Below are 24,349 nucleotides of genomic sequence, written 5' to 3' on the forward strand. Positions count from 1 at the left end.
CGCGCCCGCGGCCCGCGGGAGCGGCGGGCGGGCGGCGCGCGGCCGGAACCTCGCGCTGCTCACCGCGTCCACCTCGATGGACAACACCGAGAGCAGCCTCACCACGGTGATGTTCCCGCTGATGCGGGACGCCTTCGGGCTGTCCGGGGCGGCGCTCGGCCTGATCACGGCGGTCACCAAGGTCGCCGGCGCCCTCACGAGCGTCCCGTGGGCGCTGCTCGCGCGCCGGCACTCGCGGCGGACGGTCCTGGCGGTCTGCTCGGGCTTCTGGGGCGCGTGGATCATCGCGGCGGGCCTGTCCCCGAACTTCGCCGTGTTCCTCGTCCTCTACGGCATCGGCGCCGCCGGGTTCGCCGGGTCGGGCGCCATCGCGCTGGAGATCCTCGGCGACGTCTACGACGACCACCACCGGGGCCGCGCCACGGGCGTCCTGTACGCCGGGGTCGCGGTCATCACCGGGGTCAGCGCGCCGCTGTTCGGGCTCCTGTCGCACTTCGACGACGGGTGGCGCTACGGGTACCTCGCCTCGGGCGCGGTCTGCCTGCTGGTCGGGGTGCTGATCCTGGCCTTCCTCGACGACCCCGGCCGCCCCCGTCCCGCCGCGCCGCCCCGGCCGTCCGGGTTCAGCGCCCGCAAGGCGGGCCGCGACCTCCGCGAACTGCTGCGCATCCGCACCTACCGCTACCTGCTGGTGCAGCGCCTCTTCTCCGGCCAGAACGTCATGATGACCTTCGGCATCGTCTACCTGGTCGAGGAGCGCGGGTTCACCACCGCCACGGCCTCGGTCATCGCGCTGCCGTTCGCGCTCGGCTACATCGTCGGCACCCTGCTCGGCGGGCGGCTCATGGACCGCGTGCACCGGGCCCTGCCGCGCAGCGGCCGCGTGGTGATGCTCCAGGCCAGCCAGCTCGGTTTCGCCGCCGCCGCCTGCGCCACCCTCACCGTCTCGGCGGACCGCATCGCGCCGTACATCGCGCTGTTCGCGGCCGTCGGGCTGCTCCAGGGGCAGGTGCCCGTCGTGAACCGGCCGCTGGTGATGGCCGTGGTGCCGCCGCACCTGCGGGCCGTCGCGTTCGCCGTCTCCGTCTACATGGTCGAGTCCGTCGCCATCGGCGGGTACGCGCTGCTCACCGGCCACCTCGGGGACCGGTTCGGGCTGCAGTACGGCCTGCTCGCCACCACGGTCGTCCTCACCGCCGCGAACGGCCTCGCCTCGGCCGCGCTGTACCGCCCCTACGCCCGCGACGGCCTCCGCGCGCACCTCCCGGACGGCGCGGGCTGAGTCCTTCCCGCGGAGCGGGGCCGTCCTCCGAAGGATGTACCGGCGAATCGTCGCGCCGAGGGACGATCCGGGCCGCGCCGCGCGTGATGCTGGAGACGTCCGACCAGCACACGGGGGGCCACGATGGAACCACGGACCGGTGACCTGGAGCGCGCCGAGCTGCGGGCGTCCGACGCCGACCGCAACGCGGTGTTCGAGCGCCTCGGCGACGCCCTCGCCGAAGGCGCCCTCGACACCGCGGAGTACAACCGGCGGCTCGAAGTCGCCGCCGCCGCGACCACCCTCGGCGCGCTCCGCCCCCTCACCGCCGACCTGCCGGTGTCGCGCGCCGCCCGCGCCAGGGAGGCCGCCGCCCGGCGGGCCGCGCGCGCCGAGGCCGACAAGCGCGAGTGGACCAAGGAGTGGGGCTACTGGGGCGGCGGCGCCCTGATCATGACGACGATCTGGGCCGTCGACGCCGTCCGCGACGGGGAGTGGGAGTTCTACTGGCCGCTCGTCCCGCTCGCCATCTGGGCCGCCGTCCTCGTCTCCTACATCCTCTGGCCGAGCAAGGACGACTGACGGGCGTCCGCGGCCGGTAGGTTCGGAGCATGCGTTTCACGTGGGTCGAATCGGGCGGCGGGCCGCTGGTGGTCGTGCCCGAGGCGCTGCTCGTCCGGTGGGCCGGTGCGGAGGGCGACGGCCCGGAGGAGACCTGGGGCGACTACGGCCGGGCCTGCGCGGTCGACGGGTACATCGGGCTGGTGCCGGTCGGCGCCGGGCACGCGCTCGTCCTCGGCGACGAGCCCGCGACCACCACCTACCTGCCGGACGAACGCGCCTTCCTGCGATGGTCGGCGGCCGACTCGGAGGCCGCCCTCGTCGCGGCCGCGGAGACCGCGCTGCGCTCGTCCGTCCGGTGGGACGAGGAGCTCACGTGAGACGCGGGCGGTCCCGCCGTCCTGTTCGACTCCGCCTACCCCGGCCCGGAACCGGGGCCGGGCGGCCGCCTGCGCGTCGAGCTCCCGCCGGGTCCCCACCGGGTCCGCGCGGCCTATCGCGAAGACGCGTCCGCCTGGATGCACCTGGTGAGGCTCGACCCGGCCGCCTGACCGGCGGCCCGGCAGTAGGGTTCCGGCGTGGACTGGGCGGAGCGGGTCACGACGGTCAACCAATGGCGGCGCGGCGACAAGCGGGCGCCGCACAAGCCGCTGCTGCTGCTGTACGCGCTCGGGCACTTCCAGAACCACGGCGACGAACCGATCGTCTACCGCGACGCCGAGGACCGGCTGCAGCACCTGCTCGACGAGTTCTGGCGGAAGGGCAGCAGCCCCGCCTACCCGTTCCACCACCTGGCGAGCGACGGCCTGTGGGACGTGCGGACGGCCGACGGCGGCGGCAGCCCCGGACCGAACGTCGGGCCGCTGCGCCGTACGGGCGCCGCCGGGCGGTTCGCGGACGACCTGGCGCGCGACCTTCGGGACGACCCGGGCCTCGCGGCGCGGCTCGGCCGCGCGGTCCTCGACGCGAACTTCGAGCCGTCGCTGCACGAGGAGCTGTGCGCGGCGGTGGGGCTCGCCGTGGACGGCGCCGCCGGGGCCCGCCGCCGCGACCGGGAGTTCCGCCGGGACGTGCTGGTCGCCTACGAGTACCGGTGCGCGTTCTGCGGGTTCGACGGCGCGCTCGACGGGACGGCCGTCGGGCTCGACGCCGCGCACGTCCAGTGGTGGGCGTTCAACGGGCCCGACGAGGTCGCGAACGGCATCTGCCTGTGCGTCATGCACCACAAGCTGTTCGACAAGGGCGTGCTCGGCATGACGGCGGAGCGCCGGATCACCGTGTCGACGATGTTCGTGGGGCGCGGGACCGCCGCGCGGACGCAGGTCCTCGACCTGGCGGGGCGCCCGGTCGAGCCGCCGCAGCGGGCGTTCCCGGCCGTGGCCGCCGAGCGGGTCGCCTGGCACGGCCGGGAGGTGTTCCGCGGCGCCCCGCGCGCCGCCTGAGCGGCGGCCGGGCGGCGGTGCGGGGCGTGCCCGGGGGCGGGCACGCCCGCGCGCTCACATGTTGATCATGTGGCCGGCGAGACCGTGCACGGCCTCCTTGACGGCCTCGCCCAGGGTCGGGTGGGCGTGGACGTTGCGGGCCACCTCGTGGACGGTGAGGTCCCACTGCTGGGCGAGCGTGAGCTGCGGCAGCAGCTCGGTGACCTCGGGGCCGATCAGGTGGGCGCCGAGGATCTCGCCGTACTTGGCGTCGCTGATCACCTTGACGAAGCCGTCGCCCTCGCCCATCCCGAGCGCCTTGCCGTTGGCGCTGTAGGGGAACTTGGCGACCTTGACGTCGAAGCCCTGCTCCTTGGCCTGCGCCTCCGTCCAGCCGAACGACGCGACCTGCGGCTGGCAGTAGGTGGCGCGCGGGATCATCACGTAGTCGAGCTCCATCGTCTCGGCGTCCGCGATGGTCTCGGCGGCGACGATGCCCATGGCCTCGGCGGCGTGCGCGAGCATCAGCTTGGCGGTGACGTCGCCGATGGCGTAGATGTGCGGGACGGACGTGCGGCAGCGGCCGTCGATGTCGATCGCGCCGCGCTCGGTCAGCCGCACGCCGGCCTTGTCGAGGCCGTAGCCGTCCACGTTCGGCTGGAAGCCGATGGCCTGCAGCACCTTGTCGGTCTCGATGACCTGCTGCTCGCCGGCCTTGCCGGTGATGGTGACCTTGACCTTCGGGCCGGAGTCGTCGATGGAGTCGACGCGGGTGGAGGTCAGGACGTCGATGCCGAGCTTGCGGTACCGCTTGGCGAGCTCCTTGGAGACGTCGGCGTCCTCGTTCGGCACCATGCGGTCGAGGAACTCGACGATCGTGACCTTGACGCCGTAGTTGTGCAGGACGTAGGCGAACTCGACGCCGATGGCCCCGGCGCCGGCGATCACGATGCTCTCGGGCAGCTCCGAGGTGAGGATCTGCTCCTCGTAGGTGACGACCCGCTCGGACAGGGCCGTCCCGGGCAGCAGCTTCGTGTGCGCGCCCGCGGCGATGATGCAGTTGTCGAAGGTGACGGTGTCGGACGAACCGTCGGCCTTCGCGACCTGGAGGGTGGTGGCGTCGGTGAAGGTGCCCCGGCCCTCGTAGGAAGTGATCTTGTTCTTCTTCATCAGGAACTGGACGCCCTTGACGAGCTTGTCCGAGACCTGGCGGCTCCGCTGGAACGCGGCGCCGTAGTCGAAGGACACCTGGCCCTCGACGTTGATCCCGTAGGTCTTCTGCTCCTGGGTGAAGATGTGGGCGAGCTCGGCGTTGCGCAGCAGCGCCTTCGAGGGGATGCAGCCGACGTTGAGGCAGACCCCGCCCCAGTACTTCTCCTCGATGATCGCCGTCTTCAGCCCGAGCTGTGCCGACCGGATCGCGGCGACATATCCACCCGGGCCCGCGCCCAGGACCACGACATCAAAGTGTTCGCTCATATTGAGTGACGATATTCCGCCGCGGGCGGTGCTCGCATCCTGGTCGCGCGGGAGGCGCGGGGGAGGGGATGCGGGGGAGGTCCGGGAGGTCCCGCCGAGGGACCCGCGCCGTCACGTACTGTTGTCTCCACGGGCGGTGGAACAGGGCGAGCCCGCCCGGTCGTTGTCGGCAGATGTCCCCGTCCCGCCCGGAACCCGGAGGAGAAGACGAGTGCGGATCCCCAAGCGCGTCAACGCCGTCCTGGACTGGATGGAGCAGCACACGCGGGCGCTTGCGGTGGTGTTCGTGCTGGTCGTGCTGGTGGCCGTCCTGGTGGCGCTGGTGACGGCGCTGGTCCCGCCCGCGGTGGGCCTGCCGGTCGCGGGGTTCGTCCTCGGCGCGTCCGCCGGCGGGTACATGATGCACGCGCGGATGGCGCGGCGGGTGGCGCGGGTCCGCCGGGAGGCGGACGACCTGCTGCGCGAGAACGGGGCGCTGCGGCACCGGTACAACGTGCTGGCCAGCGGGGTGATCACTCGGGAGGCGCAGGAGACGCAGGCGATCGTCCCGATCCCCGAGGACGACCTGCTGGACGTGCCCGACGATCCGCAGCGGACCGTGAGCCTGCCCGAGCTGACCGACGAGCTGCTCGGCATGGGCGAGGACGACGCGCACGACGCGCACGACGCGCACGACGCGGACGGGCGCGCGGCGTGGGACGGCGACCCCGCCGGGGACACCGCCGACCTCGAAGAGGCCGTCGAGGAATCTCGCCGCGGGTGACCGCTTCGCACCTCCGCGTTAGCTTTGTCGATCTTCGGGCAGGGCCAAGGCCGGGAGGTGCCGATGAGCTCAGAGTCCGGAGCGGCGCCCGCGGAACCGGCGGGCGGCGAGGCGGAGGTCGACGAGGCGGCGGTGCGCAAGGCCGTGATCGCCTCCGCGATGGGGAACTGCATCGAGTGGTTCGACTTCGGCGTGTTCAGCGCCGGGGTGATGACCGCGATCATCGGGGACGTCTTCTTCCCCGAGGATTCGGCGGGCAGCGCGACGCTGCGGTCGTTCGCGCTCATCGCGGCGGCGTTCCTCGCCCGGCCGTTCGGCGGGCTGTTCTTCGGGCCGATGGGCGACAAGCTGGGCCGCAAGCGGGTCCTGGCCACCACGATCATCCTGATGTCGGGCGCGACGTTCGTGATCGGGATCCTGCCGAGCTACGCGGTGATCGGCATCGCGGCGCCGCTGGTGCTGCTGGCCGTCCGGCTGATCCAGGGCTTCTCCACCGGCGGTGAGTACGGCGGCGCGGCGACGATGATCGCCGAGTACGCGCCGACGAACAAACGCGGGTTCTACGGCAGCTTCCTGGAGCTGGGGACGCTGGTCGGCTACATCCTCGGCGCCGGGCTGGTGCTGCTGATGACGGTGGTGCTCGGCGACGACGCGATGCGCGAGTGGGGCTGGCGGATCCCGTTCCTCATCGCGCTGCCGCTCGGCATCGTCGGGCTCTACGTCCGGACCCGCATCGAGGACACGCCGACGTTCCAGAAGATGGAGGAGGCCGGCAAGAAGGCGGCCTCGCCGCTGAAGGAGACGCTGGTCCACTACAAGCGGCGGATCCTCCTGCTGATCGGCATCGTGTTCCTGCTGAACATCGCGGACTACACGATGCTGACGTTCATGCCGTCCTACCTCATCGACTACCTCGACTACGACGACACGTCGTCGCAGCTCGTGACGATCGGGGTGGAGGCGGTGATGATCCTGTTCATCGTGCCGCTGGGGTCCCTGTCGGACCGGATCGGCCGCAAGCCGCTGCTGATCGCGGCGGCGGTCGGGTTCTTCCTGCTGTCGTGGCCGGCGTTCGCGCTGATGCAGACGAACGACGCGCTGGGCGTGCTGGCCGGGTACGCGATCATCGGCGGCCTGCTGGTGCTGATGCTGGCGGTGATCGGCTCGACGTTCCCGGCGATCTTCCCGACGAACGTGCGGTACGGGGCGTTCGCGATCGGCTACAACATCTCGACGTCGCTGTTCGGCGGGACGACCGCGGTCGTGGTCGGTTCGCTGATCAGCGTGACGGACTCGAACTACGTGCCCGCGTTCTACCTGATGCTGGCGGCGCTGGTGGCGTTCGTCCCGATCCTGAAGATCCCGGAGACGGCGCGGGTGCCGATCGACGAGGTCGGGAACGAGGACGCCCCGGAACTCGCGGGCTCCGGGGCGAAATAACGGTTTTCTGTTGATATGCGGCCCGGGGATCGCTCTTTCCGGCGATCCCCGGGCGAGCCTTTCGCCGTGTCAGCGGGCGAAATACCGGCGGGCCCAGCCCACCAGCGTTCCGGCGATCACCAGTCCGGCGACGGTCTCGATCGCGAGTGCGGTCCACACGATCACTGGGGGCCTCCTCTCGGGTCCGGCCGGGTCCCGCCTCCCGGGACCCGTCGCGCATCAGGCACAACACCACTATGCGGCCGATGTTTCCGTGCCTGGCCCGCCGAAACCGGTGATTTGTATCACTTTGCACCGCTCTGACCTGCGGCGAAACCACACTGGACGGTAAAAACCGGTGGTCGTCGCGCCGCGCGCCCGGACGTCCGGACGATCGTCCGGCGGAGCGCCATCACGGGAGGGTGCGAGTCCTGTGACCCCGGGGTAAAGCAAGGGTGAAGGTGATCGCACGTTGCGCCCAAGTGATTACCGTCGGTAGCGTCACGGTTGGTCGATCGGGCGGCGCGGCGGAACGGGCAGGTCGTAACACCGGCCCCTTTTTTCCGTGCCCGATCGACCATTTCCGAAGCGAACGGCGACGAATCGGTGGTGTGCACGTGACGGAACAGCAGTTGAGCCTCGGTACCTCGGCGGCACGGAACCTGGCGACCACGACCAAGACCGTCCCCCAGATGCAGGGCATCACCTCCCGCTGGCTGCTGCGGATGCTGCCCTGGGTGGAGGCGAAGGGCGGCGCCTACCGGGTCAACCGCCGGCTCACCTACACGCTCGGCGACGGCCGGGTCACCTTCGTGTCGACCGGCGCCGACGTCCGCGTCATCCCCCGCGAGCTCTGCGAGCTGCCGCCGCTGCGCGGCTACGACGACGACCTGGCCCTCGACGCCCTCGCCGGACGGTTCGTCCAGCACGAGTACGAGCCCGGGGAGGTCATCGTCGAGGAGGGCCGGCCCGTCGACAAGGTCGTCCTCGTCGCGCACGGCAAGCTCAGCCGCGTCACCGCGGGCGAGTACGGCACCGAGGCGGTGCACGGCACGCTCGCCGACGGCGACTTCTTCGGCGACCAGGCCCTCCTCGGCGAGGAGGAGGCGCCCGAGTGGGACAGCACGGTGAAGGCCGTGACGTCCTGCACGCTGCTCACGATGAGCGTCGGCGACTTCCAGGAGACGCTCGGGCAGTCGCCGACGCTCCAGGCCCACCTGGAGGAGTACCGCAACACGCCGGCGCGCGCGCACAACCAGCACGGGGAGGCGGCGATCGACCTGTCGGCCGGCCACGCCGGCGAGCCGACGCTGCCCGGCACGTTCGTCGACTACGAAGCCTCGCCGCGCGAGTACGAGCTGAGCGTCGCGCAGACGGTCCTGCGCGTCCACACGCGCGTCGCCGACCTCTACAACCACCCGATGGACCAGGTGGAGCAGCAGCTCCGGCTGACCATCGAGGCGCTGCGCGAGCGCCAGGAGAACGAGATGGTCAACAACAGGGAGTTCGGGCTCCTGCACAACTCGGCTCTCTCGCAACGCATCCACACCCGCGGCGGCCCGCCCACGCCGGACGACATGGACGAGCTGCTCGCGCTCGTGTGGAAGGAGCCGGCGTTCTTCCTCGCGCACCCGAAGGCGATCTCCGCGTTCGGCCGCGAGTGCAGCACCCGCGGCGTGTACCCCGACCACGTCGACGTCCTCGGCCAGCGGGTCCCCGCCTGGCGCGGCGTGCCGATCTTCCCGTGCGACAAGATCCCGGTGAGCGCGCGCCGCACCAGCTCGATTTTGCTGATGCGGACGGGCGAGTCCGCCCAGGGCGTCGTCGGGCTGCACCAGACCGGCCTGCCGGACGAGTACCAGCCGGGGCTGTCGGTCCGCTTCATGGGCATCGACGAGAAGGCGCTCATCAAGTACCTCGTCAGCGCCTACTACTCGACGGCCGTCCTGGTGCCGGACGCGCTCGCGATGCTGGAGTCCGTCGAGATCGCCCACGGTGCGGGAGCGTGACGTCCGGTCCGAGCATCCTCCCGGCCGGGGAGACGCACCGCCGGGCGCCCGCCGGAACGTCCCCGAGGACGTGCCGCCGGGCGTCCGGCCACGGGCCCGGCCCCGCACCGCGAGCGGGCGCCGCGCCGCCGGGGCGCCCCGCGCCCGCTCCGCCCGCCGAGACAGCCGCTGAGACAGCCCGCTGAGGGAAGGCCCGCCATGTCAGTCTCTTACTGGAACGACGCGCCGCCGCGCCCGCCCGCCGAGGTGCTGGCGTGGAGCCGGGCCCTGCTCGATCCGGCGCTGCGCGCGGCGGTCGACGCCATGCCCCCCGCGACCCGCGCCGTCGCCGGATTCCACTTCGGCTGGCGGGACGCGGAGGGCCGGCCGGCGACGGGCGACGCGGGCAAGGCCGTCCGCCCGGCGCTGGCGCTGCTGTCCGCGGCGGCCGTCGGAGGGACGGCCGCCGCGGCGCTGCCCGCCGCCGTCGCCGTCGAGCTCGCGCACAACTTCTCGCTGCTGCACGACGACGTGATGGACGGCGACGCCACCCGGCGGCACCGCCCCACCGCCTGGACGGTGTTCGGCTCGAACACCGCGATCCTCGCGGGCGACGCGCTGCTGGCCGGCGCGTTCGAGGCCCTCGCGGGCGGGCCGGCCCCGGCGGCGTCCGTCCGGACGCTCGGCCGCGCCGTGCTCGAACTGGTCGAGGGGCAGAGCGAGGACCTGTCGTTCGAGCGGCGCGCCGAGGCGGTGCCGCTCGCCGAGTGCCTGGCGATGGCGGGCCGCAAGACGGGCGCGCTGCTCGGCGCGGCGTGCGCGCTCGGCGCCGCGCACGGCGGCGCGGACGGCCCGCGCGCCGACCGGCTCGGCTCGTTCGGCGAACGCGTCGGGCTCGCGTTCCAGCTCGCCGACGACCTCCTCGGCATCTGGGGCGACCCGGACGTCACCGGCAAACCGGTCCACTCCGACCTGCGGAACCGGAAGCAGTCGCTGCCGGTGGTCGCGGCGCTCGCGTCCGGCACCCCGGCGGGGGACGAGCTCGCCGAGATCTACCGGCGGGACGCGCCGCTGCCGGACGCGGACGCCGCCCGCGCCGCCGCGCTCGTCGAGGACGCGGGCGCGCGCGAGTGGGCGGCGCGCAAGGCCGACGCCCTGTACACCGCCGCGCTCACCGACCTGGACGCGGCCGCGCCCGTCCCGGCCGCGGCGGGCGAGCTGCGGGCCCTCGCCCACCTGCTCACCCACCGCGACCGCTGACGCCGGCACCGGCGGGCCGCCGGTGCCGCGGGCCGTCAGTACCGCAGGCCGTGGCCGTACGGGTAGAGGTCCCCGACCGTGACCGGGAGGCGGCCGCCGGGCTGCCTCCCGAACACGACCTCGGCCGCGCCCTCGTGCATCGCCGTGCTGACGCGCTGGGTCCGGGCGGTCGTCCCGTACGTGGTGAGGTAGGCGTCGACGTCCGGGTACGCGGTGATGTCGTAGGGGAGGCCGATCGCGACGGCCGCGACGGGCTTGCCGGTGGCCCGCAGCGCCCGCACCAGTTTCGCCTGCCCGTCCGGCAGCGTGCCGGACGAGAACGTCGCCACGACGATCCGGTCCGCGCCGCCCGCCGCCCGGACGGCCGCCGCGACGTCCGCGTCGGTCGGGTCGGGCGACGGCGCCTCCCAGCGCGACACCGGCCCCTCCGACGCCGCGTCCAGCGCGCGGGCGAACGGCTCGGTCTGGACGACGCCCGCGACGAGCGTCCGCTCCCCGGAGCCCGCGTCGAACGGCAGCACCCCGCCCGCGTTCTTCACGAGCGTGGTCGCCGCGACGCCCATCCGCGTCGCGCGCCGCCGGAACGCCTTGTTGCCGGACACCGCCGCGGCGGCCCGCGGACTCGCGAACCGGTGCCCGGCGACGTCGTACGCGCACTTCAGGTCGAGGACGCGCCGCACGGACTCGTCCACCCGGGACTCCGGCAGCTCGCCGCTGCGCAGCGCGTCCGCGAGCGCGCCGACGGCCTCGGCGCTCGCCGCGTGGTCGCCGGTCGACATGATGACGTCCGCGCCCGCCTTGATCGCCATCACCGTGGCGTCGCGGGTGCCCCAGTTCTCGTCGATGGCGTCCATCGCCATGCCGTCGGTGACGATCAGGCCGTCGAAGCCCATCTCCCCGCGCAGCAGCCCGGTCAGCACCTTGGGCGACAGCGTCGCGGGCAGCTCGGGATCGACCGCCTCGACGATGACATGCGCCGTCATGATCGCCGGGACGCCCGCGTCGATCGCGGCGGCGAACGACGGCAGGTGCACCTTCTCCAGCGTCGCGCGGTCGTACCCGACGGACGGCAGGCCGGTGTGGCTGTCGGTCTCGGTGTCGCCGTGCCCGGGGAAGTGCTTCGGCGTCGCGATCATCCCCGCCCGCCGGTACGCCGACACCTGCGTCTCGACGAGCCCGCTCACCAGGTCCGTCCGCTCCCCGAACGAGCGGACGCCGATGATCGGGTTCTCCGGCCGGGTGTTGACGTCCGCGACCGGGGCGTAGTTCCAGTGGAAGCCCATCGCGCGGGCCTCCGCCGCCGTGATCAGCGCGGCCTCGCGGGCGAGCGCCGGGCTGCGCGCGGCGCCGAGCCCCATGGCGTTCGGCAGGGCGGTCGTGCCCTCCCGGACGTTGTGGGTCGTGCCGAACTCGAAGTCGCCGGACGCGAGCAGCGGCAGCCCGAGCCGCGTGTCCCGCGCCCACTCCTGCAGCCGGTTGTTGTAGCGGGCCGCGAGTTCCGGCGTCCGCGGCTCGGACGTGATGAACGAGCCGAGCTTCAGGTCCTGGATCAGGTGGCGCGTCCGCTCGTCCGGCATCCCGTCGGGGCCGTCGAGCGTCACCGCCATGACGAGCTGGCCGACCTTCTCGGCGTCCGTGATGCGCGCCAGGGTCGCGTCGGCGTCGCAGCGCTGCCGCCCCCGGTCGGGCGGGGGCGCCTGCGCGTGGGCGGACGGCTGCACGGCCGGGGCCAGCGCGAGCCCGAGGGCCGCGGCGACGACCGCGGGGAGCACCTTCATCTTCGCCTCCTGGACTGGTCCGATCTGGTATAGACCAGTTGATCGGCGGCGGCGCCGTCAAGGGGAAAAGTTGCCAAGGTCACGCCGGGGGCGTGCCCGCCCCCGGCCGTCCGAAGCGCCCGCGGGCGGTCAGCCCTTGATCTCCGTCCACGCCTGCGTCCACCGCTCGTACGGGACGCACTCGTCGCCGCGGTCGTCGCCGCAGTTCTGGACGGGCGTGCGCCAGAACGCGATGCGGTCGTAGAACTCGCGGTCGCCGACGCGGTAGGTGTCGCAGAAGCCCGCCGCGGTGTACCGGCACGCCTTCGGGTTCGCGGGCGCCTCGCCGAACCACTGCCCGACCTGCGCCTGCACCTGCGGCGTCGTGATCCAGTTCATCCACTGGTACATGCAGGACGGGTGCTCGGCCTTCGAGGAGACCATCCACGTGTCGGACCAGCCGGTGGCGCCCTCGCTCGGGATGGTCGTCGCGACCGGCACCTTCTGCGCCTTCGCGAGGTTCGCCGTCACCTGCCAGGCCGTCCCCGCGTAGTTCGCGGCGACCTCGAACGACTGGAGTTCGTCCAGGTAGTTGTGCCAGTACTGGTTGACCATCGGCCGCTGCCGCTTCAGCAGGTCGACGGCCGCGGCGAACTGCTCCTCGTCGAGCGCGTACACGTCCGTGATGCCGAGCTCGGGCCGGTGCGCCTTCAGGTAGAGCGCCGCGTCCGCGATGTAGATGGGGGAGTCGTAGGCGACGACGTGCCCGGCGGCGGGCGAGTCCTCCTCCCACACGACGCTCCAGGACGCGGGCGGCCGCGGCAGCTTGTCCGTCCGGTACATCAGGATGTTCGCGCCGTACCCGTGCGGGACGCCGTACATCTGGCCGTCGACGGAGTTGTACGGCTGGTCCTTCAGGTACGGCGCGATGTCGGCGTAGTTGCTGAGCAGCCGGGTGTTGACGGGCGCGACGAGGCCGCCGTAGATCAGCCGCAGGCTCGCGTCCCCGGACGCCGACACGCCGTCGTACCGGCCGGTCTCCATCAGCGAGACCATCGCGTCGGAGGTGTCCGCGATCTTCGCGTTGACCTGGCAGCCGGTCTTCTTCTCGAACGGCGTCACCCAGTCGACCTTCGGGTCGTGCGCGCCGTCCTCCGCGTACCCGGTCCAGACGACGAGGTCGAGGCGGCCCTCGCCCTCGCCGATGTCCTGCCGGATCGGCAGGTCGGGCGGCGCCGACGGGCTCACGGCGGCGTCGCCGCCGCCGACGCACGCGCCGGTCAGGCCCGCCACGAGCGCCAGCGCCCCCGCGGCGAGCGCGGACCGCGCGCGCGTCCGGGACCGCCGGACGCGGGCCGCCGGGCGCGCACGCCGGACGTCCGGACGGTGCGAACTGGACTCTCGGGGGGTTTCGGGCATCACGCCGGATGATCGTAGAGGTATTTTCGGGTGTCCGTACATACCTACGGTGATGATCTCGACACGCGGGCCGCCGCGTCCTAGGCTCTCTGGACGCTCCCCCCGAAGATCCCGCACAACCGAAAGTTCCCCTGAAAGTGGCACAACGAGGCCGTTCCGCGGCGCCCGCGGTCCCCGCCGCCCAGCCGTCCGACCCGGCCGGCCAGGCGGTTCCAGCCGAGCCGACCGACCCGGCCGCCGCCCCGGCGCGGCGCGGGCCCAAGGCCGCCCGGTTCCGGTCCATCCGCTTCAAGGTCGTGCTGATGGTCACCGTCTCGGTGGTCTCGCTCGCCGCGCTGTGGTCGTTCGCCGCGAACATCGCGCTCGGCGAGGGCCTGAACCTGCGGCACGTCGAGACCGTCCAGGACCACTACGCCTACCCGGCGGGTGCCCTCGGCAGCGCCCTCCAGGAGGAGCGGCGGCTGTCGATGGTGTACCTCGGCGCCCGCGACCAGAACGCCGGCGCCGCGCTCGAGTCCGGCCGGCTCGTCACCGACCGGCAGGCGCGCCTGTTCCGCGACCTCGCCCGCCACGGCGAGGACCAGGACGTGCCGGGACGGACGCTGCGCCTCGCCGACAAGATCCTGCAGTCCCTCGACGGGCTCGGCGACCGGCGCCGCGCCATCGACTCCGGCGCCGTCGACCGGCACCGCGCGTTCGCCGACTACACGGCGCTGCTCTCCGACGTCGGCTCGCTGCAGGGCTCGCTCGTCACCCTCGACAACGCCGAGGTCGCCAAGGACGCGCGCAGCCAGGCCGAGCTGACCGAGGCCCGGGAGGCGCTCTCCCAGGAGAACGCCTGGCTCGCCGGCGCCCTCGCCGCCGGGCGCATGACGGCCGGCGAGCACTCCACGTTCGTCCAGCTCGTCGGCGCGCAGCGCACCCTCTACGCGCACGCCGCGGCCGACCTGCGCCCCGCCGACCGCCGGTACTACGAGCAGGTCGTGCAGTTCCCCGAGTACCGGCGGCTGCGCGCGATCGAGGAGCACTTCGTCGGGTCCCGCCGCGCCGTCGCCGAGTCCGGCGAGGCCGGGCGGCTGTGGAGGACCACCGTCGACTCCAACCTCACCCGGCTGCGCGGGCTGGAGCTGTCGCTCGCCGCCAACGCCGAGCAGCGCGCCGAGCCGATCTCCGACCGGATCATCATGCGGGTCGTCCTCGCCGGGGCCCTCGGCGTCCTCGCGCTCGTCGCGTCCCTCGTCATCGCGGTGTGGGTGGCGCGCTCGATCATCCGCGAGCTGGCCCGGCTGCGCCGCGAGGCGATCGACCTCGCCGACGTCCGGCTGCCGGACGTCGTCGCGCGGCTGCGCCGCGGCGAGAACGTGGACGTCGCCGCGGAGGCCCCGCCGCTCGCGTTCGCCGCCCGCGAGATCGACGAGGTGGGGGAGGCGTTCAACGCCGCCCGCCGCACCGCGATCCAGGAGGCCGTCGCCGAGGCGACGCTGCGCCGCAACGTCAGCGAGGTCTTCGTCAACCTGGCCCGCCGCAGCCAGACGCTGCTGCACCGCCAGCTCAAGCTGCTGGACGCCATGGAGCGCCGCATCGAGGAGCCCGACGACCTCGAGGACCTCTTCCGCGTCGACCACCTCGCCACCCGCATGCGGCGGCACGCCGAAGGTCTCATCATCCTGTCGGGGCGGCCGCCCGGCCGCGGCTGGCGCACCCCCGTCGCGGTGGTCGACGTCGCCCGCGCCGCCGCGTCCGAGGTCGAGGACTACACCCGCGTCAACGTCGCCCCGATGACCGGCGCCGCCGTCGTCGGCCCCGCCGTCGCCGACGTCATCCACCTGCTCGCCGAGCTGATCGAGAACGCGACCGTCTTCTCGCCGCCGCACACCACGGTGCAGGTGCACGGGCAGGCCGTCGCGCACGGCTACAGCATCGAGGTCGAGGACCGCGGCCTGTCGATGGACGACGCCGCGCTCGCCGCCGCGAACGAGCGGCTCGCGACCGCCGAGGAGTTCGACCTGTCCGACAGCGGCCGGCTCGGCCTGTTCGTCGTCGGCCGCCTCGCCCGCCGGCACGGCGTCCGGGTCACCCTGCGCACCTCCCCGTACGGCGGCATGACCGCGATCGTGCTGCTGCCCGAGGACCTCATCGTCCGCGCCGACGAGCCGGACGGCCCGCCCGCGCTCACCACCCGGCGCGCCGAGGAGGCGCTCGTGCCCGCGGGCACCGTCGTCTCCCCCGCCCGTCCGGGCGAGGACCGCGGCGCCGTCCTCCGCCTGCCCGCCTCCATGGTCGGGGACGTGCCCGCCGCCCCGCGCGGCGCCGCCCCGCCCGGCGGGTCCGCCAACGGCGCCCGCCGCCCGGACGGCCCCGGCGCGCCGGGCGACCGCAGGACGCCGCTGCCGCGGCGCCGCCGCGGCGCCCCGCAGCCCGGTGAGGCGCCCTACGAGCCGTGGCAGGACGACGCCGCCGCCCCGGACGACGTCGCGGACGACGTCGCCGAGGACGTCGCGGGGAACGTCCTGGGGGACGTTCCGGACGAGGCCGACCCGCTCCGCCCCTCGCGGTTCGCGCCCGAACCGCCCGCGCCGCCCGCGCGGCCGGAGGAGACGGCGCCCGCGGAGCCCGAGCCCGAGCGCGCGGACCGCGGGGACGTTCCGGACGGCGGCGCGCCGAGCGAGCGGCAGCGGCCGCTCGGGGACGTGCGGCGCCGCAAGCCCGGAGCGGAGCGGCCGGCGCTGCCGAAGCGGGTCCGGCAGCAGAACATGGCGGCGCAGCTCCGCGACGCCGAACCGGCGGCCGCGGACGGCGGCGCCGAGGAGCCGGCCCCCGCGCGCCGCACCCCCGAGGAGGCCCGCGCGATGATGTCGTCCATCCAGCGCGGCACCCGGCGCGGGCGCGCCCAGGTCGAGGACGGTGAGGACTCCGGATGAGCGAATGGCTCGACGACGAGGCCGGACCGATCGTCCGGTCGTACGCGCTGACCCGCGGCCGGGCCCGGCCCGCCGGCGACGAGCCCTTCGACATGATCAGTCTCATCGCCACCGCGGGCCGGCCGCGCGCCGGGACGCCCGGGATCGGTCCCGAACACCTGCACATCCTCGATATGTGCGCCGCGCCGCAACCGGTCGCCGAGGTCGCCGCGCGGCTCGAACTGCCCCTCGTCGTCGTCCGGGTGCTCCTCGGGGACCTGCTCGGCCAACGGCTGATCACCGTCACCCGCCCCCGGCAGGAGAGCCCGCTCTCCAAGGAAAGTCTCCTCAGGGAAGTGCTGCATGGTCTCCAAGCCCTCTGAACCGGTCGCGGTGAAGATCCTCATCGCCGGGGGATTCGGCGTCGGCAAGACGACCCTCGTCGGCGCCGTCAGCGAGATCCGCCCGCTGCAGACCGAGGAGCTGCTCACCGACCGGGGCGTCGGCGTCGACGACATCGAGGGCGTCGAGCAGAAGACGACCACCACGGTCGCGATGGACTTCGGCCGCATCACCGTCCGCGACGGCCTCGTCCTGTACCTGTTCGGGACGCCCGGCCAGGACCGGTTCTGGTTCATGTGGGACGAGCTGTCGTCGGGGGCGCTCGGCGCGGTCGTCCTCGCCGACACCCGCCGCCTCCAGGACTGCTTCCCGGCCGTCGACTACTTCGAGAGCCGCGGCCTGCCGTTCATCATCGGCGTGAACTGCTTCGACGACGGCTACGACTACACCGTCGACGAGATCCGCGAGGCGCTCGACCTCGGCGCCGCGGTCCCCGTGGTGCTGTGCGACGTGCGGAGCCGGACGTCCGGCAAGGAGGTGCTGACGACGCTGGTCACGCACCTGCTCGCAGTCAACGAGAAGGAGAAGGCGGCCGCCCGGTAGCCTGCTGCGGTGTTCCGGACCCGCGCCCGCCTCAGCGACGGCCGAGAGATCGTCTACTACGACGAGCGGCCGGGCCGCGCGCCGGTGCCCGACCCGCGCGGGCTGCCGCCGGTGGAGCCGCTCAGCGAGACGCGGCGCGACCCGCTCACCGGCGACCCCGTCACGATCACCGCGCACCGCAACGCGCGCACGCATCTGCCGCCCGCCGACGAGTGCCCGCTGTGCCCCGGCGGCCCCGCCTCCGAGATCCCCGACCCCGGGTACGACGTCGCCGTCTTCGAGAACCGCTTCCCCTCGTACGCCGCGGCCGCCCCGCCCGTCCCCGCCGCGGTGGACGGCGTCCCGCTGTTCGAACGGGCCCGGGGGACCGGACGCTGCGAGGTCGTCTGCTTCACCGACGACCACGGTGCCGCGCTCGCCCGGCTGCCCGTGTCCCGCGTCCGGACGGTCGTCGACGCGTGGGCGGACCGGACGGCCGAACTGTCGGCGCTCCCCGGCATCGAGCAGGTGTACGTTTTCGAGAACCGCGGCGTCGAGATCGGCGTGACCCTGCACCATCCGCACGGCCAGATCTACGGGTACCCGTTCGTCACCCCGCGGACCCGGCGGATGCTCGCGACGGCCGCCGCGCACGGCGGCGACCTGTTCGGCGACGTCCTCGCCGCCGAGCGCGCCGGGCCCCGCGTCGTCCACGCGGGCGAGCACTGGACGGCGTACGTCCCGGCCGCCGCGCGCTGGCCCGTCGAGGTCCACCTCACCCCGCACCGGCACGTCCCCGACCTCGCCGCCCTCGACGGCGCGGAGCGGGACGAGCTGGCCGCCGTCTACCGGGACCTGCTGCGCCGCCTCGACGCCCTCTACGGCACGCCGCTCCCGTACGTCGCGGGCTGGCACCAGGCGCCCGTCCGCGCGGGCCGCGACCTGCTGCGGCTGCACCTGGAGCTGTTCTCGGTCCGGCGCGCCCCCGACAAGATCAAGTACCTGGCGGGGTCGGAGTCGGGGATGGCCGCCTGGATCAACGACGTCCCGCCGGAGGACGCCGCCGCGCGGCTGCGCGCGGTCACTGCCGGCTGAGCGTCCGCGTCACCCCGGCCGCGATCGTCGTCGCCAGCACCCAGCCCGTGCTGATCAGCGTGTACGCGAGCCACTGGTGCCACCCGGCGGGCTTGAACGCCTTCTGCTGCCCGAAGTCGATGATCGGCAGGAGGAGGTCGAGGGTGAAGAACAGCGGGTTGAAGTCGGGATGCTCGTCGGCCTTGAGCGGCGCCGGATGCTCGGACCCGAACGCGGCCGTCCCGACGAGCAGCAGCCCGGCGAGCCACGCGGCCGCCCACAGCGGCCGGAACCCGTACCCGACCGTCGCGTCCTGGAGGTAGCCCCAGACGCGCCGGTACAGGGGCAGCGTCCGGCGGCGCCGCCGCTGCTTGGCGAGCAGGACGTTGCGGGACGCGACGTCGTCGCCCGCCCGCAGGTACGCCGCCGCGAGCTGCTCGTACGCGTGCGGCACGTACCCCTCGACGTCCCGTTCGAGCATCGGCACCCGCACCTTCGGGGGCAGCCGCGGGTCGAGCGACTCGTACGTCAGCCCGTCCAGCCGGACGTCGCCGCGCAGCGCGCTCGGCGGCAGGTGCAGCAGCCCGAACCGGGCCCGCCGCAGGTCGGTCTCGCCGTCGATGCGCGCCTCGGGCAGCCAGAGCTCGCCGACCGCGGCGCTGGTGGCCTGCAGCGACGACAGGCGGGCCCCGCGGAGGCCGAGCAGACCGGGGACCGCGGCGGCGCGCAGATCGATCTCACCGGTGAACCGTGCCCGCGTCGCCGACACGTCCGTTCCGACGCTGAGGCTCTTGGCGTCCAAGGCCCGCCCGTCGGCGTTCTCCATGCGCACGTCGATGAAGTCGATGCGGTGGCCGATCCGCGTCCGGCGCAGATCGATCTCCCCTTCGCTGCGGAGCCTTCTGCCGATCAGGTTCTGGCCGACGCTGAGGCTCTGCGCCAGCACCGCGTGGCCTCCGGGGTTGCTCAGCACGGCGTCCTCGAGGTTGAGGTTGCCGGTGACGGACGCGCTGTTCAGCTGGATCTCGCCGTGGGCTTCGAGGCCCGGGGCCCACACGTCGTCCTCCAGCACCGAATGGTTGAGGTGGAGGATCTCGCCCTGGTTCGCCCCCGGGGTGCCGAGCCGGGCGCGTTCGAGGAAGAGCGCGCGGGCGACGCGGATGCCGCCGAGGCTCATCCGCCCCGGGACCCGGCACTCGGTCATCCGCAGGACGCCGCTGACGTGCATCGTCGCGGCGAACAGCCCGGGGAGGAACGACCTGCTCAGGTTGAGCTGCGTCAGGTGCGACGCGTACAGGTTCGGGACCTCCTCGAAGTGGCACGCCCACAGCCGGATCGGGTGCTCGACCGTGGCGTACTGGAGGTCCAGCGTCCCGGTGATCCGCGCCCCGGACACCCGGAGGGCCGCGACCTCGCCGTTCTCCGGCGGGCGGAGCAGCAGCTTGCGCAGCACCCATGCCCGCACGGTGCGTTCGGGCCCCCACGCGGCGCCGTCCGCGGCGTCGTCGCCGTCCCGCGAGAAGTCGACCTTCGCGCCCGTCCGGAACGCCCGCCACACCCGCCGTTCGGCGGCCGTCAGCTCGACCGGCTCCACGCGTCCCTCCGCCCGCCGTGATCTTGTGGTCAACGGATATACCGGACGTGCGCCCGTTCGTCACCCCCGCCTCGGCGTGACCGCGCGGCACGCGGCCGGTTCCGGGAGGTCAGCGGGTGCCGCCGACGTAGCGGCGGCGGGCGCCGAGCAGGCGGCGGTCGTCGATATACCTCGTCGGTTCGTGCAGGAGGGATTCCGCGCGGACTTTGCCGTAGACGACGTTCAGTGTGCGCATGTTGTACCAGGGGGTGCCGCAGCAGGAACAGCCGCGGCCGGACAGGTAGGTTTCCTGGTGCCGCAAATACTGGTTCGGTTTCAGCAGTATGGGCGGACGATTCCCGAAGTCCAAACGAAGCCCTTCGGGTTCCTCCTCGACGCCGATGCGGCGCGGAAGCTCATGCCCGACGGCGGCCTGCGGGGAGAAGTCCTCCCACTCGCGCATCCACACCGTGTGGACGAACGGCGGCGGCTCGTCCGGCAGGGGGAAGGCGACCGGGGCCGCGTTGCGGCGCGCGGCCCCCTTGCCGCCGCGCGCGTGCTTGGTCCAGGTGATTTCGACCATTTGAAGAGCGAAGTCCACTCCGCCATGTTCGGTGAAACTCCCAGTAAAGAACAAGCGGCCAAACGGTCCGGCCGCGATTGCGCAAAAATACGGACGGTGCCGATGGGCTGGCCTAGTGTGCGGGCATGGTCGCGCGTGCGGAACTATTGGCGCAGGGATCCTTCGAGAACGTGCGGGCCGCCGGGAGCGCCGGCGGCCGCGCGGCCACGGCCTGCGCGTCGCTGGTCGGGGACGGCGGCGCCGTCGGCCTCGCGTGGGACCTCGCGCGCGGCGCCCGGGTGGGGGACCCGCTGCCCGGATTCCCCTGCGACGGCGAGGCGTGGGCGTTCGGCGTCCTGCCGGGCCCCCGCGGCGACTCGCCCGTCGTGGCGTGGGCCGGCGGCGGGCGGGTCCACGTCCACGACGTCCACGGCGGCGGAGAGGTCGTCATCGACGAGGCGGAGGCGTCGTTCCCCGACATGGTGGGGCTCGCCGTCCACCGGGGGCGCGGGGCCGTCGTGACGGTGTTCGACCGGCGCCCGCAGGCGGAGATCATCCTCTGGGACGCCCGCACCGGGGAGCGGCTGGCGGACTTCGAGACGTGGTCGGGGTACCGGAGGCCGGACCGGCGCGTCCTGCACGCCACCCCGGACTCGGGGCCGCTCATCGCCCTGGCCTGCGACGCCGAGCGGGCCTGCGACGCCGAGCGGGCCGAGGACGCCGCCCCCCGCCGCTCCGCCGTCGTCGGCGTGCTGGACGCCGAACTCGGGCGGCAGATCGCGGAGCTGGACCGCGGCCCCGCCCGGGAGGCGCCGATGGTCCCGTGGGAGGGCGGCGTCGCCCTGGTCCTGGCGGAGCCGGGACGGATCGTGGTGCGGAGCCCGGACGGCGAGGAAGCGGCCGCCGTGGACGCGCCGGAGGTCGCGGGCGCGTACGCGGACGTCGCGGCGGCCCGGGTGGACGGGCGCCTGCTGGTCGCGGCCGGCGACTTCCGGGAGGGCGCCTACACCGTGCGGGACGTCGCCCGGCCGGAGCCGCTCGGCCGCGTCGAGGTGCCCGGGCCGGTCGGCGGCGCGGCGCTGGCGCCCGACGGGACGTTCCTCGCCGCGACCGACACCGGCCTGTACCGGGCGCGCGTCAGCGGACCCGGAACCTGAACTCGAACTCGCACCGGTCGCCGCGCACCCCGACCGACCCCGGGCGGACGATGGGCCGGTCGTGGCGGCGGCCGTCGTCGACCGCCCGCAGCAGCTCGCGTCCGGCCTGCGCGACGGTCACGACGACCGGGGACGTCCCGGTGGCGCGCACCTCGAACCGCTGCCATGCGCCGAACGCGTAGGGGTGGCGCACCTGCGCGAGGGTGAAGTACCGGCCGCCGTTCGCGGGGCCGCCCCTCAGCTTCTTCTTGACGACGAGCAGCCCGTCCCGCCGGTTGAGCGAGGCGACGTACAGCTCGGTCTCGTCCTGGCGGCGCAGCATCACGTGCACCCCGTCGGTGGCCCGCGCGCCGCCGGGCAGCAGCCGCACGTTGCGCACGTCCAGGACGACGTGGACGTCGCGGCGGTCGGTGCGGCGGGAGTGCATGCGGAACACGCTCGATCCGGTGCCGCCGGACGACGCCGCGTCCGGCGCGGCGGTGTCCGGCGGGCCCGTCCACAGCAGGCCGCCGCGCTCGTAGAGGGAGCCGCTCGTGACGTCCCAGACGGGGGAGCGGCGCGCGTCCGCGGCGCCCGGGTTCCAGTGCGCGTACTCGTTGGCAACGAGCCGCGCGGCCCCGCCCGGACGGCCGGGGCCGTCCGGGCGGGCGAGCGCCCAGACGGCCCACGCGACCGGGACGGCCCCGGCGAGGGCGCCCGCGACGATCAGCCGGGCGCGCATCAGCCGGGGAGCGCCGTGCAGAACCCGCGGGCCCGCAGCCCGCGGACGACCGTCGGGAGGGCGCGGACGGTCGCCGCGGAACGGGCGACGCCGTCGTGCATGAGCACGACCGCGCCCGGTTCCGCCCGGGTGAGGACGGTCGCGGCGATCTCCTCCGGGGTGCGCCCCCGCCAGTCGTGCGTGTCGATCGTCCAGCGGACCGTCCGCATGCCCAGCGCGCGCGCCTGCGCCTCCACCATCGCGTCGCCCGCGCCGAACGGCGGCCGGAACAGCGTCGGACGGGGCGCGCCCGCGTCCTCGACGGCGGCGGACGTGTCGGCGAGCTGCCGCCGGACCTGCGCGGGCGTCAGGTCGGTGAGGTGCGGGTGGTCCCAGCTGTGGTTCTCGACGCGGTGCCCGGCCGCGGCGATCGCGCGGACCATGCCGGGCCGGGCGGCGGCCTTCTCGCCGGTCACGTAGAACACGGCGCGGACGCCGTGGGCGCGCAGCACCTCGAGGATCTGCGGCGTGTAGACGTCCGGGCCGTCGTCGAACGTCAGCTCGACGCGGCCCCGCGCGCAGCGGTTCGCGGTGCTCGCGGGCGCGAGCATCCCGGGGGTGAGGACGTCGCGGGCCTCGGCGGCGGACGCGGACGCGCCCCCGCCCGGCCCGAGCTCGTGCCGGGCCAGGGGAAGGACGAGCGCCAGCGCGAGCACCCCGAAACCCAGTTCGAGGAGGTGGCGGCGGACGGTCGGGCCCGAGGTCATGAGTCCAGATCCGTGAGGGAGAAGTCGTCGACGGTGAGGGTGCCCGTGCCGGGGAGCGCGATGCCGAAGCTGAGGTTCGCCGCCCCCGCGGGAACCGGCGGCGTGGTGACCAGGGACCGCTGCCAGGTTCCCGTCTCGGCGAGGGCCGGGCCGTTCGTCCAGAACGTCCAGGCGCCCGTGGCGGTGCGGTAATAGATGCTCATCTTCGCGTTGACGGTGGCGGGCCACGAGCCCTTGAACCAGACGCCGAGTTCGTACCTGTGTCCAGGTATCGCGGCGGGGGCGCACGTACCGGCGTCCTGGCGGGTGACGAGCTTCCTGTCGCCGGACGTACGCGACGTGACCTCGACCCGGTGCGCGTACTGGCCGGTGCGCGCGTCCTGGGTGCGGGTCCAGGTGTAGGTGTTCGTGCCCCAGCCGCCTTCCTGAAAGCACGCGGGCACGCCGTCGGCGGCGGCCTCCAGCGACGGGTTCTGCACCTGCGTCGGCGACGGCGGGCCCGGGACCGGCGGCCGCACGGCGCCGCCGACCACCTCGTCGACCGTCCGGACGACCGTGCCGCCGGACGCCCGCGCGGCGAGCCAGCCGAGGAACGCGTCGAGCGTCGCGGGCGTCACGGCGTAGGAGTCGCCGCAGCCGTCGCACACGTGGTGGAACACGAGCGGCACCCAGCCGCCGCCGTCCTCCTCCGCCTGCGTCACGTACCGCTTGAGCCGGTCGAGCGTCGTGTCCGTCTTGACCGAGTCGGGCGTGCGGACCGCGTACGGCGCGGCGGGCGGGACCGCCTCCGCGCGGTCGCACCCGGCGCAGCTCCCCGGGGACACGAGCCCGCCGACCGTCCGCGCGCTGTTGTAGCCGCAGTCCGCCACGACGTCCTCGGCCCCGGCGTCGACCGCGCCGTAGGGGTAGGCGAAGCTCGTCACCTCGAACCCCATGGCGAGCAGGGCGACCCGGTCGTCGCACACCTGCCGCCGCCGCTCCTCCACGGGCAGCGACGGCACGTTCGCGTGCGAGACGGTGTGCCCGCCTATCTCGTGCCCGCCGGCCGCGAGCGTCTCCAGCTGCGCGCGGGTCATGTAGCCGGGCGCGTCGACACGGGCGCTGTTGATGTAGAACGTGCCGTCCATGCCGTGCGCGTCCAGGACGGGACGGGCGTTGTCGTACTGGTCCCGCGCCCCGTCGTCGAACGTCAGGGACACGACGGTGCCCGCCGCCGCCCGCGCCGGCATGGCGCCCAGCGCCGCCGGGGCCGCCGCCAGGAGGGAGGCGGAGGCCAGGACGGTCGCCGCGCGGACGAGGAGGGTCCGGGGAAGAGGAGCCCGGGCATGGGAGATGCGTGTGGGGGAAGGCATCGTCGCCTCTCT

20 protein-coding genes and 1 pseudogene are annotated in these 24,349 nt (G+C 74.0%); 13 read left to right on the plus strand and 8 right to left on the minus strand.

Annotated elements, in window-relative coordinates; translation table 11 throughout:
- Positions 1-97: 97 nt before the first annotated feature.
- The 4 genes and pseudogenes from DMH08_RS42605 to DMH08_RS07160 all read left to right on the plus strand — a co-directional run.
- Positions 98-1,282, plus strand: a pseudogene (locus tag DMH08_RS42605) (MFS transporter); the annotation flags it as partial.
- A gap of 123 nt (positions 1,283-1,405) precedes the next feature.
- On the plus strand, positions 1,406-1,843 hold the full coding sequence (locus tag DMH08_RS07150; protein WP_064743473.1) for a DUF1707 SHOCT-like domain-containing protein: 438 nt from the start codon (positions 1,406-1,408) through the stop codon (positions 1,841-1,843).
- Between the two features lie 29 nt (positions 1,844-1,872).
- Entirely contained in the window at positions 1,873-2,202 is a 330-nt protein-coding gene (locus tag DMH08_RS07155) for an Imm21 family immunity protein (RefSeq protein ID WP_199747655.1), read from the plus strand.
- A 198-nt stretch (positions 2,203-2,400) separates the two neighbouring features.
- Positions 2,401-3,264: a phosphorothioated DNA-binding restriction endonuclease gene (locus DMH08_RS07160; protein ID WP_125612502.1), complete on the plus strand. Its 864-nt coding sequence runs from the start codon at positions 2,401-2,403 to the stop codon at positions 3,262-3,264.
- A 54-nt stretch (positions 3,265-3,318) separates the two neighbouring features.
- On the opposite strand, the gene lpdA is transcribed toward DMH08_RS07160, so the two are convergent.
- Complete coding sequence (gene lpdA, locus DMH08_RS07165) at positions 3,319-4,722, minus strand: dihydrolipoyl dehydrogenase (protein WP_125612504.1); 1,404 nt, start codon at positions 4,720-4,722, stop codon at positions 3,319-3,321.
- A gap of 211 nt (positions 4,723-4,933) precedes the next feature.
- On the opposite strand from lpdA, the gene DMH08_RS07170 reads away from it, so the two are divergent.
- The 4 genes from DMH08_RS07170 (at position 4,934) to DMH08_RS07185 (ending at position 10,152) form a co-directional block, all read left to right on the plus strand.
- Positions 4,934-5,485, plus strand: a complete 552-nt coding sequence (locus DMH08_RS07170) for a hypothetical protein (RefSeq protein WP_125612506.1) — start codon at positions 4,934-4,936, stop codon at positions 5,483-5,485.
- A 63-nt stretch (positions 5,486-5,548) separates the two neighbouring features.
- On the plus strand, positions 5,549-6,925 hold the full coding sequence (locus DMH08_RS07175) for an MFS transporter (RefSeq protein ID WP_051300219.1): 1,377 nt from the start codon (positions 5,549-5,551) through the stop codon (positions 6,923-6,925).
- Positions 6,926-7,521: 596 nt separating this feature from the next.
- Positions 7,522-8,913 carry a family 2B encapsulin nanocompartment shell protein gene (locus DMH08_RS07180; RefSeq protein ID WP_233617452.1) on the plus strand — a complete coding sequence of 464 codons (1,392 nt, stop codon included), beginning with the start codon at positions 7,522-7,524 and terminating at the stop codon, positions 8,911-8,913.
- A gap of 198 nt (positions 8,914-9,111) precedes the next feature.
- The gene (locus DMH08_RS07185) at positions 9,112-10,152 is read left to right on the plus strand and encodes a family 2 encapsulin nanocompartment cargo protein polyprenyl transferase (protein ID WP_026401018.1); all 1,041 of its coding nucleotides are present in this window, start codon (positions 9,112-9,114) and stop codon (positions 10,150-10,152) included.
- A 35-nt stretch (positions 10,153-10,187) separates the two neighbouring features.
- On the opposite strand, the gene DMH08_RS07190 is transcribed toward DMH08_RS07185, so the two are convergent.
- Positions 10,188-11,930, minus strand: a complete 1,743-nt coding sequence (locus DMH08_RS07190) for a glycoside hydrolase family 3 protein (protein WP_125612508.1) — start codon at positions 11,928-11,930, stop codon at positions 10,188-10,190.
- A 129-nt stretch (positions 11,931-12,059) separates the two neighbouring features.
- Positions 12,060-13,328: an ABC transporter substrate-binding protein gene (locus tag DMH08_RS07195; RefSeq protein ID WP_125612510.1), complete on the minus strand. Its 1,269-nt coding sequence runs from the start codon at positions 13,326-13,328 to the stop codon at positions 12,060-12,062.
- Between the two features lie 137 nt (positions 13,329-13,465).
- On the opposite strand from DMH08_RS07195, the gene DMH08_RS07200 reads away from it, so the two are divergent.
- Genes DMH08_RS07200 through galT form a run of 4 tightly spaced genes read left to right on the plus strand, consistent with a single transcriptional unit; the run spans position 13,466 to position 18,247 of the window.
- Positions 13,466-16,249 carry a nitrate- and nitrite sensing domain-containing protein gene (locus DMH08_RS07200; RefSeq protein ID WP_125612512.1) on the plus strand — a complete coding sequence of 928 codons (2,784 nt, stop codon included), beginning with the start codon at positions 13,466-13,468 and terminating at the stop codon, positions 16,247-16,249.
- Complete coding sequence (locus DMH08_RS07205) at positions 16,246-16,611, plus strand: DUF742 domain-containing protein (RefSeq protein WP_026401016.1); 366 nt, start codon at positions 16,246-16,248, stop codon at positions 16,609-16,611. The genes DMH08_RS07200 and DMH08_RS07205 overlap by 4 nt, the downstream gene beginning before the upstream one ends.
- A complete protein-coding gene (locus DMH08_RS07210; protein WP_026401015.1) occupies positions 16,592-17,173 on the plus strand; it encodes a GTP-binding protein in 582 nt (193 codons plus the stop codon). Before DMH08_RS07205 ends, DMH08_RS07210 begins: the two co-directional genes overlap by 20 nt.
- A gap of 9 nt (positions 17,174-17,182) precedes the next feature.
- The gene (gene galT / locus DMH08_RS07215) at positions 17,183-18,247 is read left to right on the plus strand and encodes a galactose-1-phosphate uridylyltransferase (protein ID WP_125612514.1); all 1,065 of its coding nucleotides are present in this window, start codon (positions 17,183-17,185) and stop codon (positions 18,245-18,247) included.
- Here galT and DMH08_RS41490 read toward each other — a convergent pair.
- Together DMH08_RS41490 and DMH08_RS07225 are read right to left on the minus strand one after the other, a co-directional pair.
- Entirely contained in the window at positions 18,234-19,820 is a 1,587-nt protein-coding gene (locus tag DMH08_RS41490) for a hypothetical protein (protein WP_026401013.1), read from the minus strand. The genes galT and DMH08_RS41490 overlap by 14 nt on opposite strands.
- A gap of 109 nt (positions 19,821-19,929) precedes the next feature.
- Complete coding sequence (locus DMH08_RS07225; RefSeq protein WP_051300215.1) at positions 19,930-20,382, minus strand: hypothetical protein; 453 nt, start codon at positions 20,380-20,382, stop codon at positions 19,930-19,932.
- A gap of 125 nt (positions 20,383-20,507) precedes the next feature.
- Between DMH08_RS07225 and DMH08_RS07230 the strand changes: the two genes are divergently transcribed.
- Entirely contained in the window at positions 20,508-21,518 is a 1,011-nt protein-coding gene (locus DMH08_RS07230) for a hypothetical protein (RefSeq protein ID WP_125612516.1), read from the plus strand.
- Here DMH08_RS07230 and DMH08_RS07235 read toward each other — a convergent pair.
- The 3 genes from DMH08_RS07235 to DMH08_RS07245 are packed head-to-tail and all read right to left on the minus strand — an operon-like array spanning position 21,499 to position 24,337.
- The gene (locus DMH08_RS07235; protein ID WP_125612518.1) at positions 21,499-22,239 is read right to left on the minus strand and encodes a hypothetical protein; all 741 of its coding nucleotides are present in this window, start codon (positions 22,237-22,239) and stop codon (positions 21,499-21,501) included. The genes DMH08_RS07230 and DMH08_RS07235 overlap by 20 nt on opposite strands.
- A complete protein-coding gene (locus tag DMH08_RS07240) occupies positions 22,239-22,985 on the minus strand; it encodes a polysaccharide deacetylase family protein (protein WP_125612520.1) in 747 nt (248 codons plus the stop codon). Before DMH08_RS07240 ends, DMH08_RS07235 begins: the two co-directional genes overlap by 1 nt.
- On the minus strand, positions 22,982-24,337 hold the full coding sequence (locus tag DMH08_RS07245) for a polysaccharide deacetylase family protein (protein ID WP_125612522.1): 1,356 nt from the start codon (positions 24,335-24,337) through the stop codon (positions 22,982-22,984). Before DMH08_RS07245 ends, DMH08_RS07240 begins: the two co-directional genes overlap by 4 nt.
- Positions 24,338-24,349 lie beyond the last annotated feature (12 nt).

It is taken from the genome of Actinomadura sp. WAC 06369 (assembly GCF_003947565.1).
In the GTDB taxonomy this organism is placed as follows: Bacteria; Actinomycetota; Actinomycetes; order Streptosporangiales; family Streptosporangiaceae; genus Spirillospora; species Spirillospora rifamycini.

Excerpts from the sequence above, each read along its gene's own strand:
- DMH08_RS07150 (WP_064743473.1), top strand. The coding sequence starts at position 1,406 with ATGGAACCACGGACCGGTGACCTGGAGCGCGCCGAGCTGCGGGCGTCC.
- DMH08_RS07155 (WP_199747655.1), top strand. The coding sequence starts at position 1,873 with ATGCGTTTCACGTGGGTCGAATCGGGCGGCGGGCCGCTGGTGGTCGTG.
- lpdA (WP_125612504.1), bottom strand. The coding sequence starts at position 4,722 with ATGAGCGAACACTTTGATGTCGTGGTCCTGGGCGCGGGCCCGGGTGGA.
- DMH08_RS07175 (WP_051300219.1), top strand. The coding sequence starts at position 5,549 with ATGAGCTCAGAGTCCGGAGCGGCGCCCGCGGAACCGGCGGGCGGCGAG.
- DMH08_RS07185 (WP_026401018.1), top strand. The coding sequence starts at position 9,112 with ATGTCAGTCTCTTACTGGAACGACGCGCCGCCGCGCCCGCCCGCCGAG.
- DMH08_RS07190 (WP_125612508.1), bottom strand. The coding sequence starts at position 11,930 with ATGAAGGTGCTCCCCGCGGTCGTCGCCGCGGCCCTCGGGCTCGCGCTG.
- DMH08_RS07195 (WP_125612510.1), bottom strand. The coding sequence starts at position 13,328 with ATGCCCGAAACCCCCCGAGAGTCCAGTTCGCACCGTCCGGACGTCCGG.
- DMH08_RS07205 (WP_026401016.1), top strand. The coding sequence starts at position 16,246 with ATGAGCGAATGGCTCGACGACGAGGCCGGACCGATCGTCCGGTCGTAC.
- DMH08_RS07210 (WP_026401015.1), top strand. The coding sequence starts at position 16,592 with ATGGTCTCCAAGCCCTCTGAACCGGTCGCGGTGAAGATCCTCATCGCC.
- DMH08_RS07225 (WP_051300215.1), bottom strand. The coding sequence starts at position 20,382 with ATGGTCGAAATCACCTGGACCAAGCACGCGCGCGGCGGCAAGGGGGCC.
- DMH08_RS07230 (WP_125612516.1), top strand. The coding sequence starts at position 20,508 with ATGGTCGCGCGTGCGGAACTATTGGCGCAGGGATCCTTCGAGAACGTG.
- DMH08_RS07235 (WP_125612518.1), bottom strand. The coding sequence starts at position 22,239 with ATGCGCGCCCGGCTGATCGTCGCGGGCGCCCTCGCCGGGGCCGTCCCG.
- DMH08_RS07240 (WP_125612520.1), bottom strand. The coding sequence starts at position 22,985 with ATGACCTCGGGCCCGACCGTCCGCCGCCACCTCCTCGAACTGGGTTTC.
- DMH08_RS07245 (WP_125612522.1), bottom strand. The coding sequence starts at position 24,337 with ATGCCTTCCCCCACACGCATCTCCCATGCCCGGGCTCCTCTTCCCCGG.